The organism is Hydrogenophaga sp. H7, from assembly GCF_002025745.1.
Taxonomy (GTDB): domain Bacteria; phylum Pseudomonadota; class Gammaproteobacteria; order Burkholderiales; family Burkholderiaceae_C; genus Hydrogenophaga; species Hydrogenophaga pseudoflava.
In genome coordinates this window covers 101,482-117,101 of record NZ_MCIC01000001.1, presented here as the reverse complement: position 1 = coordinate 117,101, position 15,620 = coordinate 101,482, and the positions used below count along the sequence as shown (strand labels likewise).

The 15,620-nt window shown below is 67.4% G+C and carries 11 protein-coding genes and 1 pseudogene; 7 read left to right on the top strand and 5 right to left on the bottom strand.

Features of this window, described 5'->3' with window-relative positions:
- Positions 1–96 precede the first annotated feature (96 nt).
- Together BC358_RS00620 and BC358_RS00615 are read left to right on the top strand one after the other, a co-directional pair.
- The gene (locus BC358_RS00620; protein WP_179129988.1) at positions 97–3,816 is read left to right on the top strand and encodes a PAS domain S-box protein; all 3,720 of its coding nucleotides are present in this window, start codon (positions 97–99) and stop codon (positions 3,814–3,816) included.
- Positions 3,813–4,298 (top strand): response regulator, encoded by a 486-nt coding sequence (locus BC358_RS00615; protein ID WP_079364278.1) that lies wholly within the window; start codon positions 3,813–3,815, stop codon positions 4,296–4,298. Before BC358_RS00620 ends, BC358_RS00615 begins: the two co-directional genes overlap by 4 nt.
- Before the next feature lie 25 nt (positions 4,299–4,323).
- Here the strand turns inward: BC358_RS00615 and BC358_RS00610 are convergent.
- Both BC358_RS00610 and BC358_RS00605 read right to left on the bottom strand, forming a co-directional pair.
- Positions 4,324–6,141 (bottom strand): annotated as a pseudogene (locus BC358_RS00610) (carboxyl transferase domain-containing protein); the annotation flags it as partial.
- A 70-nt stretch (positions 6,142–6,211) separates the two neighbouring features.
- Complete coding sequence (locus BC358_RS00605; RefSeq protein WP_079364276.1) at positions 6,212–9,175, bottom strand: L-glutamate gamma-semialdehyde dehydrogenase; 2,964 nt, start codon at positions 9,173–9,175, stop codon at positions 6,212–6,214.
- 106 nt (positions 9,176–9,281) lie between these two features.
- Between BC358_RS00605 and BC358_RS00600 the strand changes: the two genes are divergently transcribed.
- Entirely contained in the window at positions 9,282–9,755 is a 474-nt protein-coding gene (locus BC358_RS00600) for an Lrp/AsnC ligand binding domain-containing protein (protein WP_066157399.1), read from the top strand.
- Positions 9,756–9,803: 48 nt separating this feature from the next.
- Positions 9,804–10,349, top strand: a complete 546-nt coding sequence (locus BC358_RS00595) for a DUF3617 domain-containing protein (RefSeq protein WP_066157402.1) — start codon at positions 9,804–9,806, stop codon at positions 10,347–10,349.
- Here BC358_RS00595 and BC358_RS00590 read toward each other — a convergent pair.
- A complete protein-coding gene (locus BC358_RS00590; protein ID WP_079364275.1) occupies positions 10,321–11,055 on the bottom strand; it encodes a YggS family pyridoxal phosphate-dependent enzyme in 735 nt (244 codons plus the stop codon). The genes BC358_RS00595 and BC358_RS00590 overlap by 29 nt on opposite strands.
- A 38-nt stretch (positions 11,056–11,093) precedes the next feature.
- Here BC358_RS00590 and BC358_RS00585 point away from each other — a divergent pair, with 38 nt between their 5' ends.
- From BC358_RS00585 to BC358_RS00575, 3 genes are all read left to right on the top strand, one after another.
- Entirely contained in the window at positions 11,094–12,137 is a 1,044-nt protein-coding gene (locus BC358_RS00585) for a type IV pilus twitching motility protein PilT (RefSeq protein ID WP_066157408.1), read from the top strand.
- Positions 12,138–12,156: 19 nt separating this feature from the next.
- Positions 12,157–13,293, top strand: a complete 1,137-nt coding sequence (locus BC358_RS00580) for a PilT/PilU family type 4a pilus ATPase (protein WP_066157411.1) — start codon at positions 12,157–12,159, stop codon at positions 13,291–13,293.
- A 120-nt stretch (positions 13,294–13,413) separates the two neighbouring features.
- Positions 13,414–14,316 carry an NAD(P)-dependent oxidoreductase gene (locus BC358_RS00575; RefSeq protein ID WP_066157414.1) on the top strand — a complete coding sequence of 301 codons (903 nt, stop codon included), beginning with the start codon at positions 13,414–13,416 and terminating at the stop codon, positions 14,314–14,316.
- Positions 14,317–14,350: 34 nt separating this feature from the next.
- Here the strand turns inward: BC358_RS00575 and BC358_RS00570 are convergent, their stop codons facing one another.
- Positions 14,351–14,977, bottom strand: coding sequence for a BON domain-containing protein (locus tag BC358_RS00570; RefSeq protein ID WP_066157417.1), 627 nt, complete (start codon positions 14,975–14,977; stop codon positions 14,351–14,353).
- Complete coding sequence (locus BC358_RS00565) at positions 14,974–15,594, bottom strand: SIS domain-containing protein (protein WP_066157420.1); 621 nt, start codon at positions 15,592–15,594, stop codon at positions 14,974–14,976. The genes BC358_RS00570 and BC358_RS00565 overlap by 4 nt, the downstream gene beginning before the upstream one ends.
- Positions 15,595–15,620: the final 26 nt, after the last annotated feature.

Here is a 15,620-nt window from a genome sequence, read left to right as displayed (position 1 = left end):
CTGGGCTGCGGCCCCCTGCGGTAAAGTGGGTCCGCGATGAGCGCGATCCACCCGTTTCCTGGGAACAAAGCCAGAAAGACACCTGACGAAGAGCAGGTGTCCGATCGTGAGCGCGCGCTCGAAGCCGAGGTGCAGGCCCTGCGCGCCGAGCTGGCGCAGTTGCGGCGCCCCGCCGCATCGCCCGGCCCCGCCCATGGTCTCCGCAGCGAATCGCCGGACCCCTACAGCTCTCTGTTCGCGGCCCTCAACAGCGTGTTCCCCATTGGCATGCTGCGCATCCAGCCCGATGGTTCTCTGATACAGGTCGATCAGATGCTGCAGCAGATCTTCGGCCTGGAAGAGCAGGATTTCTTCAATTTCGGCTGGATGCGCTGCGTTCATTCGGCCGACGTGGCGGTTGTGAAGGAATACTGGGAACGCGGCGTGGCCACAGGCACGAGCACGAGCCTTGAATTCCGCATCATCCGGCCAGGCAGCGAGGACATCGCCCATGTGATTGCGCGAAACATCCCCCAGTTTGACGAACAGGGCCGGCTCACCGGACAGCTGGGTTTCGTGCAGGACATCAGCCAGCTGCGCAAGCTGGAGGCGGAAGCCCGCATCAAGGACGAGCTCAACCGCCAGATCATTGCCAGCAGCCCGGACTGCACCAAGGTGCTGGACCTGCAGGGCCACGTGCTCCAGATGACCGCCCGTGGCTGCAAGCTGGTAGAGGTCGATGATTTTGAGCAGGTCCGCGGCAGCGACTGGACCACCTGGTGGCCCGAAGAAGGACAGAACCTCGCACGCTCGGCACTCGACCAAGCGCGCACTGCCGGCGGCGCGCGCTTTGTGGCCTTCGGCAACACGTTCAAGGGCACACCCAAGTGGTGGGACACCGTGGTCTCTCCGATCACCGACAGCAGCGGCCAGCCGGTGATGCTGCTGGCGGTGTCGCGCGACATCACCGAGACCCACGAGCAGCAGCACCAGATCCAGCGGCTCAACAGCGAGCTGGAGTCTCGGGTCCAGGAACGGACCAGCCAGCTGGCGACGGTCAACGAGCGGCTGCGGCAGACGCTGCACGACGCCCAGACGCTCTACAACAAGGCCCCCTGCGGCTACCACTCGGTGGACGCCGACGGCATCTTCGTCCTGATCAACCAGACAGAACTGGACTGGCTGGGATACACCCGGGAGGAAATCATCGGCAAGATGACCTTCCGAGACCAGGTGCTGCCCGAAGACAGGCCCATGATCAGGGACCGGCTTCAGCGCCTGATCAAAGGCGAAAAGCTGGAATCGGTCGAGTTGGGCCTGCGCCGCCGTGACGGCACGACCTTCGTGGCCCTGCTCAGCAGCACGGCCGTGGTCGATGAACAGGGGCGCTTTGTCCGGACCAACAACACCCTGGTGGACATCTCGGCGCGCAAGCTGGCCGAACACGCCCTGCACGCCCAACGCAATTTCCTGCAGACCGTCACCAACACCGTGCCGGTGCAGCTGGCCTTCTACGATCGCGACCTGATCTGCCGCTTTGCCAACGCCAGCTACGCCCGCTGGCTGGGCACCGAGCCGGCCAGCCTGATCGGCCTGCACCTGCGCGACATCGCCAGGCCCGAGGACTTTGCCACGGCCGGCGCGCGCCTGGAAGCCGCGCTGCACGGCGAACACCAGCAATTTGAAGGCTTGCGCCGCTTCCCGGACGGCCACGAGTTCTACGCGAGCATCGGGTACACGCCATACATCGAGAACGGCCAGGTGCAGGGGCTGATCATCCAGATGGTCGACATCACCGAGCGCAAGGCCTCTGAAGACCGTGTGCAGAGCACCAACCGCCAGCTGGCCGACGCCCTGCAGCAGGCGCAGGCCCTCTACAACCAGGCCCCCTGCGGCTACCACTCCCTCAACGCCGACGGTGTGTACGAATCGATCAACGACACCGAGCTGCAATGGCTGGGCTACGAGCGCGACGAGGTCATCGGCCGGCTGAGCTACCGCGATGTGGTCCTTCCCTCCCGCGTGCCGCTGCTGGAAGACCGCATGGAGCGGCTGATCCGTGAAGGCGTGCTGGCCGGTGTGGAGTACGAGATGCGCCGCAAGGACGGCTCCGTGTTCCATGCGCTCCTGTCGTCAGCAGCCGTGCGCGACGAACAGGGACGCTTCCTGCGCAGCAACACCACGGTGGTGGACATCACCCAGCGCAGGCAGGCCGAGCTGGCGCTGCAGGAAAACCAGCGCTTCCTGCAGACGGTGACCAACCACGTGCCCGGCGTGATCGCCTACCTGGACGCCATGCTCAGGTTCCGGTTCGCCAACGAAGAACACCGCCGGCTCTATGGTCTGGACCCGGCTCGCATTCTCGGACTCCACATCAGCGAGTGCCTGCCGGCCTTGGTCTGGCAGGAGGTCCAGCCCCGGTACCAGGCGGCCCTTGACGGACAGGTCCAGCACTACGAATCCTGGCGCCACACCGTGAGCGGAGAGGACATCTACATCCGGGCCACCCTGCTGCCAGACATCTACGAAGGCCTGGTGCAGGGCATCATCGTCCAGATCATCGACATCACCGAACGCAAGCGCGTTGAGGAACGCGTGCACCAGCTCAACGACGAGCTGGAGATGCGGATCCGTGAACGGTCGATGGAGTTGCTGGAGAGCGAGCAGCGCTTCCGCCTCATGGCGGACAACCTGCGTGACTACAGCATCTACTTCCTGGACGCCCAGGGCTGCATCACCGACTGGACCGACAGTGCCCAGCGCATGGAAGGCTATTCGCCCTCCGAGATGCTCGGGCAGCACTACGCCAAGCTGCTGCAGCCGGACAACCCGGACGAGGCATCGAGCATCGCCGCACAGATGCTGCGCATGGCGGCATCCCGAGGCCAGCACGAGCTGCACAGCTGGCAGACGCGCAAGGACGGCTCGCGCTACTGGGCCCACTCGATCCTGATCGCGCTGCGGGACGACAGCGGCGAGCTGCGCGGCTTCTCCAAGATCAGCCGCGACATGACCGACGCCAAGCGGCTGGACGACCTGATGCGCAACATCAACGACGAGCTGGAGAACCGGGTGGTCGAGCGCACCGAGCAGCTGCTGGCCGCCAACAAGGACCTGGAGTCTTTCTCCTACTCGGTCTCGCACGACCTGCGCTCGCCGCTGCGCCACATCTCCAGCTTCGTGAGCCTGCTGGAGGAGCACCTGGCCGACAAGGGCGACGACACCACGCAGCGCTACCTGGGCACCATCGGCAACTCGGCGCGCCACATGAGCCAGCTCATCGACGGCCTGCTGGCGTTCTCCCGCCTGGGCCGCTCGGCGGTCAACGTGATGCCCGTGGACTTCACCATGCTGGTCGAGGCGGTGGTCAGCCAGATCGCGCACGACACCGAAGGCCGCGTGGTCGACTGGGTGATCGCCCCCGACCTGCCGGTGGTCCAGGGCGACGCGCTGCTGCTGCGCGAGGTCTGGGCCAACCTGCTGGGCAATGCCTTCAAGTACACCCGTCCCCGCGAACGCGCCCGCATCGAGGTCGGCTGGAGCGTCGACCCCGCCGTGGGCTACACCTTCTACGTCAAGGACAACGGCGTCGGTTTCGACACCAAGTACGCGCAGAAGCTCTTCGGCGTCTTCCAGCGCCTGCACCGGGCCTCGGAATTCGAGGGCACCGGCATCGGACTGGCCCTCACCCGGCGCATTCTCGAGCGCCACGGTGGTAGCATTTGGGCCGAGAGCCAGCAGGGCGAAGGCAGCACGTTCCACTTCTCGCTGCCTTTTGAAGGCTGCAGCCCGTCAGACTCGTCGCACGACTCCATACCTTCGGTCCTGGAACCATGAACAAGAACGCTGAAGCCATCCTGCTGGTCGAGGACAACCCGGACGACGCAGAACTGACCAAACTGGCGCTGGCCCGCCACGGACTGGACGGGCGCGTGACCCACGTCTCCGACGGCATGCAGGCGCTGGACTACCTCTACCGGCGCGACGACTATGCCGACCGTCCGGGCGGCAACCCCGTGCTGGTGCTGCTGGACCTGAAGATGCCCCTGCTGGACGGCATCGGGGTGCTCAAGGAAATCAAAGGTTCGGACACGCTGCACAACATCCCGGTGGTGGTGCTGACCTCGTCCACCGAGCCCAGCGACCTGCAGCGCGCCTACGAGGCCGGCACCAACGCCTACATCGCCAAACCAACGGAATTCGCGCAGTTCCTCAGCGCGATGAAACACGTCTGCGAGTTCTGGATCAACATCAACCAGACCGCACCGCAATCCCCCAGCGCCGGCGTGCGCTCCACCTCGTTCGGCGACCTGCACTGAGCGCCAGCCTGCCTGCGGCGCGCAATTACCAGGTGTCGATGCCGCCCCGTTCGGGCGGTGCGGCCACCCTTGAGCCGGCCAGCCCCCGGGCCAGCCAGGCCCGTGTGTCGGCCGGGTCGATCACCGCATCGATCTCCAGCGTGCCAGCCATCTCGGTCGCCGCACCCCGCGCCACCATCTGCCCCAGCAGCGACTGGAACAGGGCCTCGCGCTGCGGTCCCTCGGGCACCGCCTCCAGCTCCTTGCGGTAGCCCAGCCGCACCGCACCTTCCAGCCCCATGGCGCCGAACTCGGCCGATGGCCAGGCGACCGTGAAGACCGGCGCATGAAAGCCGCCGGCCGTCATGCCCATCGCCCCCAGGCCATAGCCCTTGCGCATCACCACCGCGAACACCGGCACCCGCAGGTGGGCCGCGCGCACGAACAGGCGGCTGACGTGCCGCACCTGGGCCGTGGCCTCGGTGGCCGGACCGACCATGAACCCCGGGGTGTCGACCAGGCTGACGATGGGCAGGCCGTGGGCATCACACAGCTGCATGAAACGCGCCGCCTTGTCGGCCGCATCGGCGTCGATGGCGCCGCCCTGGTGCAAGGGGTTGTTGGCCATCAGCCCCACCGGCCGACCCTCGATGCGGCCCAGCGCGGTGTGGATGCCGGCGCCAAAACCGGTGCGCAGCGGCAGCAGGCTGCCCACGTCCACCAGCCCTGCCATCGCGGCCCGGCTGTCGTAGGCGCGCACCCGGTTCTCGGGCACAACGTCGCGCAAGGTCTGCGGGTCGGGCGCCGCCCAGCCGATCGTGCAGCCCTGGAAAAACGACAGGTAGTGTTTTGCGGCCACCACCGCCTCGGCTTCGTTCTCGACCAGGATGTCGATCACGCCGTTGGCGTGCTGCACTTCCGACGGGCCGATTTCTTCGGGCCGGTACAAGCCCAGCCCGCCGCCCTCGATCATGGCCGGGCCGCCCATGCCGATGTTGCTGCTGCGTGTGGCGATGACCACATCGCTGCAGCCCAGCAGCGCCGCGTTGCCCGCGAAGCAGCGGCCCGCCGCGATGCCGACCACCGGCACCTGGCCGGACAGCCGGGCGAACGCGGCGAAGGTGCCCACGTGCAGACCCGCGACGATGGGCATGTCGGTGTCGCCCGGCCGCCCGCCACCGCCCTCGGCGAACAGCACCACCGGCAGCTTCTGCGCCAGCGCGACGCCCAGCAGGCGGTCGGTCTTGGCGTGGTTGCGCATGCCCTGCGTGCCGGCCAGCACGGTGGCGTCGTAGGCCATGACCACAGTGCGCGAGCGCCCTGCGCCGAACTCGGCGCCATTGACCGAACCGATGCCGGTCACCATGCCGTCGGCGGGCGTGTTGGCGATCAGGTCCTCGGCGCTGCGGCGGTTGCGCTGCGCCGCCACGGCCAGCGCGCCGTATTCGATGAACGAGCCCTCGTCGCACAGGTCGGCGATGTTCTCTCGCGCGGTGCGCAGGCCCAGCGCATGGCGTTTCGCCACCGCCTCCGGTCTTGCAGCGTCCAGAAGAAAGCGTTCGCGCTCGCGCAGCCGCGCCAGATCGGCCCGCCCGGCGCCCCCGGCCACCGGCGCTCCTGCCGGCACGTCCGCCGGCACTGAAGCGGCTTCAGGGGCAATCACCACCGGTGCGAGCACCAGCAGCGCATCGCCCTCCTGAACCACGTCCCCGACCGCGCAACACAGCTCGGTCACATGGCCATCGGCCACGGCGCGCAGCTCGTGCTCCATCTTCATGGCCTCGACGATTACCAGCGGGTCGCCGGCGCGCACCGCATCTCCCACAGACACGCAAACCTCGACGACCTGGGACTGCAACGGGGAGCAAAAGGGCTTCATGCCGGCATTGTTCCGCCGGCCCCTGCGCCCCCGGGTCAAGCGCGCGACAGAAGACTCAGCCGGCGAACAGCGCCACGTTGCCGCCCGCCGCGGTGGTGTTGATGGTCAGGGTCTGCTCGGCGCAGAAGCGTTGCAGGTAGTTCGGCCCGCCGGCCTTGGGGCCGGTGCCGGAGAGGCCTTCGCCGCCGAAGGGCTGCACGCCCACCACGGCGCCGATCATGTTGCGGTTGACATAGACGTTGCCCACCCGCGCCGCGGCGGCCAGCGCCTGCGCGCGGCTGTCGATGCGGGTCTGGATGCCCAGCGTCAGGCCGTAGCCCAGGGCGTTGATCTGGCGGATCACGTCCATCGGATCGCCGCCCCAGCGCACCACCTGCAACACCGGGCCGAAGATTTCCTGCGTCACCTCGGCAATCGCACCGACCTCGAACATCTGCGGCGGCACCAGATTGGGCAGGGCCTGCGCCGGGCGTGCTTCCGGCAGCAAGGCCTTGGCGCTGCTGCTCAGCCGCGCGACGTGGCGCTGGATGTTGTCGAAGGCCTCGGCATCGATCACCGGGCCGAGGTCGGTCGACAGCTGCGACGGATCGCCCGCCACCAGCTCTTTCGCAGCGCCCTGGATCATCTCGATCACGCCGTCGGCAATCGCCTCGTGCACGCACAGCAGGCGCAGGGCCGAGCAGCGCTGGCCCGCGCTGCGGAAGGCGCTCTGCACCACCGCGTCGGCCACCTGCTCGGGCAGGGCCGTGCTGTCCACCAGCATGGCGTTGATGCCGCCGGTCTCGGCGATCAGGGGCACGATGGGGCCGTCCTTGGCCGCCAGCGCGCGCTGGATGATCTTGGCCACCTGGGTCGATCCGGTGAACACCACGCCGGCCACGCCGGGCGCCGCGACCAGGGCCGCACCCACCGTCTCGCCCGGGCCGTGCAGCAGCTGCAGCGCATCGGCGGGGATGCCGGCGGTGTGCAGCAGTTTCACCGCCTCCAGCGCCACCGCCGGGGTCTGCTCGGCCGGCTTGGCCAGCACCGTGTTGCCAGTGGCCAGCGCCGCCGCGACCTGGCCCATGAAGATCGCCAGCGGGAAGTTCCAGGGGCTGATGCAGACCCAGGCGCCGCGGCCTTCCAGGCGCAGCGTGTTGCTCTCGCCCGTGGGGCCGGGCAGGGTCTGCGGCGCCTGCACGCGCTCGGCCTCGTTGGCGTAGTAGCGCAGGAAGTCCACCGCCTCGCGCACCTCGGACACGGCGTCGCCCCAGGTCTTGTGCGCCTCTTTCACCAGCAGGGTGCAGAAGCGCGGCAGAGCCGCGTCGAGCGCGTCAGCGGCGAAGCGCAGCACGGCCGCACGTTGCGCCACCGGGGTGTGGTTCCAGGCGCCGAAGGCGGCGACGGCGCGCGCCACGGCGCCGGTCGCATCTTCCGCCTTGGCTTCCGCCACCACGGGCACGACACAGGCCGCGTGCGCCGCCAGCAGCTCATCGCGCTGCGCGACCACCGTCAGGTCTCGGCCGCTGCTGTTGGCGCGAGCCGTGCCGTACAGGTCCATCGGCAACGGCAACGAGGCCTGCGGCTCCAGCCGCAGCGGCGAGATCAGCAGCTCGTCCATGCCCACCGACTCGTCGGCCAGCTGGTGCACGAAGGAGGAGTTGGCGCCGTTCTCCAGCAGGCGGCGCACCAGGTAGGCCAGCAAGTCGCGGTGCGCGCCCACGGGGGCGTAGACGCGGCAGCTCACCAGCGGGTTCTTCAGCACCTCGCGGTAGATGCCCTCGCCCATGCCGTGCAATCTTTGCAATTCAAACGGAACCGCCTTGCGCGATGCAAGTTGCAGGATGGCCGCAATCGTGCCGGCGTTGTGCGTGGCGAACTGCGGAAAGATCGCGTCGGGCGCGTCCAGCAGCGTCTTGGCGCAGGCCAGGTAGCTCACGTCGGTGTGGTGCTTGTGGGTGAACACCGGGTAAGCGGGGAGGCCCTGTTCCTGCGCGCGCTTGATCTCGGCGTCCCAGTAGGCGCCCTTGACCAGGCGGCACATGAACTTGATACGGTACTGGCGGGCCAGCGCGGCGATGTGCGCGATCAGCTCGACCGCGCGCGTCTGGTAGGCCTGCATGGCCAGGCCCAGACCTTGCCACTGCGGGCAATGTTCGGCCACCAGCGCGGCCAGCGCCTCGAACACGTCCAGCGAGAGTTCGAGCCGGTCCACCTCCTCGGCGTCGATGGTCAGGTTCAGGTTGGCCGCCGCGGCCGCGCGGCACAGAGTCCACACGCGCGGCACGAGCTCGTTCATCACGCGCTCGTGCTGGGCATCTTCGTAGCGCGGGTGCAGCGCGCTGAGCTTGATCGAGATGCCGTCGTTCTGAGCCGGGTGGCGCGCCGGGTCCGCGCCCTGGGCGATGGCGGCGATGGCGTTCTCGTAGCTGGCCTGGTAGCGCAGCGCGTCGGCCGCGGTGCGCGCACCTTCGCCCAGCATGTCGTAGCTGAACTGGAGGTTGGGCTGCTTCCTGCGCGCCGCTGTCGCCTCCTTCATGCCCTCGCCGATGGTCTGCCCCAGCACGAACTGGCGGCCCAGCAGCTGCACCGCGCGCAGCGTGGCGGCCACCACGGTGCGCGCGCCCAGCTTGGCCATCAGGCCCGGCTCGTGGCCGGACTCGGGCAGGAAGTGCTTGGACATGGCGATGGCCGTCGACGACAACCTCGCCAGAGTCGAGTCGGCGGCACCGTCGAAGTCGGCGCGACCCAACTGGTCGGCCGTCAGCGCGATCGCCGTCTCAGCGTCGGGCACGCGCAGCAGGGCCTCGGCCAGGCGCATCAGGGCCAGGCCTTCGGCGCTGGAAATCGGGTATTCCTTGAGCAGGCTTTCCATGGCCCAGAACGGCGGCGGGTTCTCGCGCACCGCGCGTACCCAGGGCGCCGCGACGTGGGCGGCGGCGGCCCAATCCAGCGCCCCCTGCAGCGCGGCCAGGCGCTGGGCAACAGTCTCGGCCTCGGGCCGGTAGGGGAAGGGCAGGCGGTCGGTGCTGCGGGGCATGGCGGGTCTCCTGAAACAGGACAAATTGGTGAATGCCCGGAGTCTGAAGAACCATTCGACGAATTTTTGTCTAATTTTCGGCGTAAAATAGGATAATTCACTATCCATGAGCGAAGCCGCCCCCGACCTCGACCGCATCGACCTGCGCATCCTGAACGTCCTGCAGGCCGACGGCCGCATCTCCAACCTCAAACTGGCCGAGGCGGTGTCGCTGTCGCCCACCGCTGTGCTGGCGCGCACCCAGCGCTTGCAGCGCGAGGGCTACATCCTGGGCTACGAGGCGCGGCTGAACCCGCTCAAGCTCGGGCGCGGCATGCTGGTCTTCGTCGAGGTGCTGCTCGACCGCACCACGCCCAACGTGTTCAACGAGTTCAAGGCCGCGGTGCAGGTGCGCGACGAGATCCTGGAATGCCACATGGTGGCCGGCGGCTTCGACTACCTCATCAAGACCCGCATGGCCGACATGGCCGCCTTCCGCGACTTCGCCGGCAGCGTGCTGTGGCAGCTGCCGGGCGTGCGCGAGACGCGCACCTACGCAGTGATGGAAGAGGTGAAGAACAGCAGCCGGCTGCCGCTGTGAGGCCTTGGCGACGCACAATAGAACGATCCCTCACCCACCGGAGTTCTTATGCGTGCCCCGTCCCGACTGCTGACCTGCCTTCTGTTGTGTTCCGCCAGCGCCTTCGCCCAGACCACCGCGCCCGGCCTGTGGGCCATCCAGAACAAGATGGGAGGCAACCCGGAGCTGGACAAGGCCATGGCCGAGATGCAGAAGCAGCTGGCCGCCATGCCGCCCGCGCAGCGCAAGCAGATGGAAGCCATGATGGGCCAGAACGGCATGAGCGTCGGCGCTGGCGGCGCGGTGACTGTCAAGGTGTGCATCACCCCCGAAATGGCTGCGCGGTCGGAACTGCCCAGCCAGACCGAAGGCGACTGCACTTCGACCATCATCTCGCGCACGGGCAACACCCTGAAGTCGAAGTTCGCCTGCAAGAACCCGCCGACCACGGGCGAAGGCACCTACACCTTCAGCGGCGACAAGGCCTTTGCCACCAAGATGGTCATGCAGACAGTCCGCAACGGCAAACCCGAGACCATGACCATGGAAGGTCAGGGCAAGTGGCTCTCGGCCGACTGCGGCGCCATCAAGCCGATCCAGCCGCCGAAGCAGTGACCGGCTCCTTGCGCGGCCGGTGACCGAAGATGGCCCGGCCGACGCGCACCAGTGTGGCCCCCTCGGCCACCGCTGGCTCCAGGTCGTCGCTCATGCCCATGGACAGCACGTCGAGCGCCAGCCCCTGGTCCGTCAGCGCCTGCTGCAGCTCACGCACCCGCCGGAACGCCGCGCGCTGCACCGCCATGTCCTCGCTCGGCTCGGGGATGCACATCAGCCCCCGCAGACGCAGGCGGGGCAAGGTCGCCACCGCGTGGGCCAGAACAGACAGCTCCTCCGGCGCCACACCCGACTTGTTCGCCCCTCCGTCGACGTTCACCTGCAGGCACACCTGCAGGGGCGCGCGGTCCTCGGGCCGCTGTTCGGACAGGCGCTGCGCGATCTTGAGCCGGTCCACCGAATGCACCCAGTCGAAGTGGGTGGCCACCAGCCGTGTCTTGTTGCTCTGCACCGGGCCGATGCAGTGCCATTCCAGATCGGCTCCAGGGAGCAGGGCCTGCAGGGCCAGCACCTTCTCGACACCCTCCTGGATGTAGTTCTCGCCAAAGGCGCGTTGTCCTGCCGCCACTGCGTCCGCCACCTGTTCCGGCCCGAAGGTCTTGGAAACCGCCAGCAATGTGACGGCGTTCGCATCGCGACCTGCCGCTTCACAGGCCCTGGCGAGCCGCTCCCGCACTTGTTGGAGATTGCCTTCAATCGTCGTCATAATCAGTCTGTTACACCAACACTGCACGGGATCACGGGATGGATATCACCCAACTGCTCGCCTTCAGCGTCAAGAACAAAGCCTCCGACCTTCACCTCTCGGCCGGGCTGCCGCCCATGATACGGGTGCATGGCGATGTCAGGCGCATCAACGTCGAGCCGCTGGACCACAAGATGGTGCACAGCATGGTGTACGACATCATGAACGACGCGCAGCGCAAGCAGTACGAGGAGTTTCTGGAATGCGACTTCTCGTTCGAGATCGAGGGTCTGGCCCGCTTCCGTGTGAACGCCTTCAACCACAACCGCGGTGCCGGCGCGGTGTTCCGGACGATTCCGAGCAAGATCCTCACGCTGGAACAGCTCAACGCGCCCAAGATCTTTGCGGATCTGGCGCTGCGTCCGCGGGGTCTGGTGCTGGTGACGGGGCCGACCGGCTCGGGCAAGTCGACCACCCTCGCCGGCATGGTCAACCATCTCAACGAAACCGAGTACGGCCACATCCTGACGGTGGAAGACCCGGTAGAGTTCGTGCACGAATCCAAGAAGTGCCTGATCAACCAGCGCGAGGTCGGCCCGCACACCCTCTCCTTCTCCAACGCCCTGCGCTCGGCGTTGCGGGAAGACCCGGATGCGATCCTGGTGGGTGAAATGCGCGACCTGGAAACCATCCGCCTGGCCATGACCGCCGCCGAAACCGGTCACCTGGTGTTCGGCACCCTGCACACCTCGAGCGCCGCCAAGACCATCGACCGGATCATCGACGTGTTCCCTGCCGAAGAAAAAGACATGGTCCGCGCCATGCTGTCGGAGTCCCTGGTGGCCGTGATCTCTCAGACGCTGTGCAAGGTCAAGGACGGCAGCGGCCGTGTGGCGGCGCACGAGATCATGATCGGCACCAGCGCCATCCGCAACCTGATCCGCGAAGCCAAGGTGGCCCAGATGTACTCGGCCATCCAGACCGGCCAGAACGTCGGCATGCAGACACTCGACCAGAACCTGGCCGAGCTGGTCAAGCGCAACGTCATCAGCCCGGCCGAAGCGCGCAGCAAGGCAAAAATCCCCGAGAACTTCCCCGGCTGAGCCCAGAAGGTACGACCTCATGGAACGCGATCAGGCATCGAAATTCATCAACGACCTGCTCAAGCTGATGCTCAGCCGCGGCGGCAGCGATCTGTTCATCACGGCCGACTTCCCGCCCGCCATCAAGGTCGACGGCAAGGTGGTGAAGGTCTCGCCCCAGCCGCTCAACGGCGTGCACACGCTGGCCCTGGCGCGCGCCATCATGAACGACAAGCAGGCCGCCGAGTTCGAGCGCACCAAGGAATGCAACTTTGCAATCTCGCCGCCGGCCATCGGGCGTTTCCGCGTCAGCGCCTTTGTCCAGCAGGGCAAGGTCGGCATGGTGATGCGGACGATTCCCGCGGTGCTGCCCACCATCGACTCGCTCAACCTGCCCCAGGTGCTCAAGGACATCACGCTGTCCAAGCGCGGGCTGTGCATCGTGGTCGGCGCAACCGGCTCGGGCAAGTCCACGTCGCTGGCCGCCATGGTCGACTGGCGCAACGAGAACACCCACGGCCACATCATCACCATCGAGGACCCGGTGGAGTTCATCCACGCCCACAAGAACTGCGTGATCACGCAGCGCGAGGTGGGGCTGGACACCGACGACTGGGGGGTGGCGCTGAAGAACACGCTGCGGCAGGCCCCGGATGTGATCCTGATGGGCGAGATCCGCGACCGCGAGACCATGGAGTACGCGATCCAGTTCTCCGAAACCGGTCACCTGTGTCTGGCCACCCTGCACGCCAACAGCGCCAACCAGGCCCTGGACCGGATCATCAACTTCTTCCCGGAGGAGCGCCGTCCGCAGCTGCTGATGGACCTGTCGCTGAACCTGCGCGCCATGATTTCGCAGCGGCTGGTGCCGCGCCAGGACAACAAGGGCCGGCATGCGGCCGTGGAGATCATGCTCAACTCCCCGCTGATCGCCGACCTGATCTTCAAGGGCGAAGTCGCCGAGATCAAGGAGATCATGAAGAAAAGCACCAACATCGGCATGCAGACCTTCGACCAGGCGCTGTTCAATGCGTTCGAGGCGAACATCATCAGCTATGAAGATGCGCTGCGCAACGCCGACTCGCTCAACGACCTGCGGCTGCAGATCAAGCTCAACAGCCAGCGCGCCAAGACGCAGGATCTGGCGGCAGGCACCGAACACCTCACGATCGTTTGACCACCCCCGCGCCACGCCTGCGGCGCGTCACCCCCTCAAGGGGGCAATGCCAGCGGCCCGGCGAAGCCGGTTCCGCGGCATTTCTCGACGGACTCCCCTTCACTTCGCGGATGACTTCACATGAGCAGCATCGCCTCCAAAACCTACGAATCAACGACACCGAAGAAGGTGGCTTTTCTCGGTCTGGGTGTGATGGGTTTCCCGATGGCGGGGCATCTGGCCCGGGCCGGGCATTCGGTGACGGTCTACAACCGGTCGGCGGCCAAGGCGCAGGCCTGGGTGGCCGAGTTCGGCGGTGCGGCCAAACCCACCCCCCGCGAAGCGGCGGCCGGTGCCGACATCGTGTTCTGCTGCGTGGGCAATGACAATGACCTGCGCTCGGTCGCGCTGGGTGCCGACGGTGCTTTCGCCGGCATGGCGCCGGGCGCCCTCTTCGTGGACCACACCACCGCGTCGGCCGATGTGGCGCGCGAGCTGTACGGTGCGGCCAGGAACCTCGGACTGGCCTTTGTCGATGCGCCCGTGTCGGGCGGTCAGGCGGGCGCGCAGAACGGCGCGCTGACGGTGATGTGTGGCGGTGATGCCACTGCGTTCGACGCCGTGAAGCCCGCGGCCATGGCGTTCTCGCGCGCCTTCACGCTGATGGGCGAGAGCGGTGCCGGCCAACTCACCAAGATGGTCAACCAGATCTGCATCGCCGGGCTGGTGCAGGGCCTGTCCGAAGCCATCGCCTTCGGGCAGAAAGCCGGACTGGACATGAACCAGGTGCTCGAGGTGATCGGCAAGGGCGCGGCCCAGAGCTGGCAGCTCGACAACCGCGGCAAGACCATGGTGGCCGACAAGTTCGACTTCGGTTTTGCCGTGGACTGGATGCGCAAGGACCTCGGTCTGGTGCTGGACGAAGCCAAGCGCAACGGCGCCCGCCTGCCGGTCACCGCCCTGGTGGACCAGTTCTACGCCGACGTGCAGGCCATGGGCGGGAACCGGCTGGACACCTCCAGCCTGATCAAACGCTTGAAGTGACCAGCTCCCTGCACCGCGGTGCAGGAAAGCGGCCTCAGGACTTGGGCGCGATGCGCGCCAGCTCTTCCTCGCTGATGATCTCCAGCAGACGGACCACGCGCTGCACGCCCTTGGTGGTGCGCGCGACCTGGGTGGCGATGTCGGCCTCGCGCTGGGTCACGCGGCCCATGAGGAACACGGTACCGCGTTCAGTGACCACCTTGAAGGCGTTGGCCGAGATCTGCTTGGTGTCGATCAGGCCGGCCTTGACCTTGCCGGTCAGCAGCGTGTCCTCGGCCTTCTCGGTGAAGGTCGGGCTGTTGGCCACGTCCAATTCGTTGTGGACCACGGCGACGTTGTCCACCTGCTTCACGATGGACTCGGCCAGTTCCTTGTCGCGGACGCTGCCCACCTCGCCGGTCAGCAGCGCGCGGCGGTTGTAGCTGGTGACGCTGATGCGCGCGCGCGACCCCATCTGCTCGCGCAGCCGGTTGGCGGCGCGCAGTTCAATGCCCTGGTCGTCCAGCTGAGAGCCCGAGCTGCGGCGGTCCCCGGCCACCATGGCGCCGGTCAGTGCCGCCCCGCCCACCGCCAGCGGCGCACAGGCCGAGAGGGTCGCTGCGGCTGCAGCCACGCTCAGGACGGCCAGGGTCAGACGGCCATGGGAAACAATGGTCTTCATGCGAGGTTCTCCGTTTCATTGGGCAGGGCTTCGGGCAGGCCCAGCAGCTGGGCATCCACTCCGTCGCAGATGCAGTGCAGCACCAGGTGATGCACCTCGAGAATCCGTGCCGGCACGTCGTGTGGCACGCAGATGTGAACGTCGGTGTCGCGCAGCAACTGGGCCAGCCGGCCACCGCGCGCACCGGTGAGCGCCACCACGGTCATGTCGCGCTCGTGCGCGGCCTCGACCGCGGCGATGACGTTCTGGGAGTTGCCCGAGGTCGAGAGCACGAGCAGCACGTCGCCAGCCTGGCCAAGGGCGCGCACCTGGCGCGAAAACACGGCGCGCACGTCGAAGTCGGTGGCCAGCGCGGTCAGCACCGAGGCGTCGGCCGAGAGCGAGAACGCCGCCAGCTCGGGCCGCTCGCGCTCGTGGCGCCCCACGAAGCTGGCCGCGAACAGCTGCGCCGCCGCCGCCGAAGCCCCGTTGCCACAGGACAGCACCTTGCCGCCGCCGGTGACGCTGGCCAAGACCGCCGCCGTGGCGGCTTCCACCATGGGCGCGAGCGCCTGGGCACACTGATACTTGAGGTCGGCGCTGTCGATGAACTGTTGCTGGATGCGTTGCAGAAGCATGGGGCGATGATAGCGGCGCGCAGGGT

Coding starts and splice junctions, on each gene's coding strand:
- BC358_RS00615 (WP_079364278.1), top strand. CDS start 3,813: ATGAACAAGAACGCTGAAGCCATCCTGCTGGTCGAGGACAACCCGGAC.
- BC358_RS00605 (WP_079364276.1), bottom strand. CDS start 9,175: ATGCCCCGCAGCACCGACCGCCTGCCCTTCCCCTACCGGCCCGAGGCC.
- BC358_RS00600 (WP_066157399.1), top strand. CDS start 9,282: ATGAGCGAAGCCGCCCCCGACCTCGACCGCATCGACCTGCGCATCCTG.
- BC358_RS00595 (WP_066157402.1), top strand. CDS start 9,804: ATGCGTGCCCCGTCCCGACTGCTGACCTGCCTTCTGTTGTGTTCCGCC.
- BC358_RS00590 (WP_079364275.1), bottom strand. CDS start 11,055: ATGACGACGATTGAAGGCAATCTCCAACAAGTGCGGGAGCGGCTCGCC.
- BC358_RS00585 (WP_066157408.1), top strand. CDS start 11,094: ATGGATATCACCCAACTGCTCGCCTTCAGCGTCAAGAACAAAGCCTCC.
- BC358_RS00580 (WP_066157411.1), top strand. CDS start 12,157: ATGGAACGCGATCAGGCATCGAAATTCATCAACGACCTGCTCAAGCTG.
- BC358_RS00575 (WP_066157414.1), top strand. CDS start 13,414: ATGAGCAGCATCGCCTCCAAAACCTACGAATCAACGACACCGAAGAAG.
- BC358_RS00570 (WP_066157417.1), bottom strand. CDS start 14,977: ATGAAGACCATTGTTTCCCATGGCCGTCTGACCCTGGCCGTCCTGAGC.
- BC358_RS00565 (WP_066157420.1), bottom strand. CDS start 15,594: ATGCTTCTGCAACGCATCCAGCAACAGTTCATCGACAGCGCCGACCTC.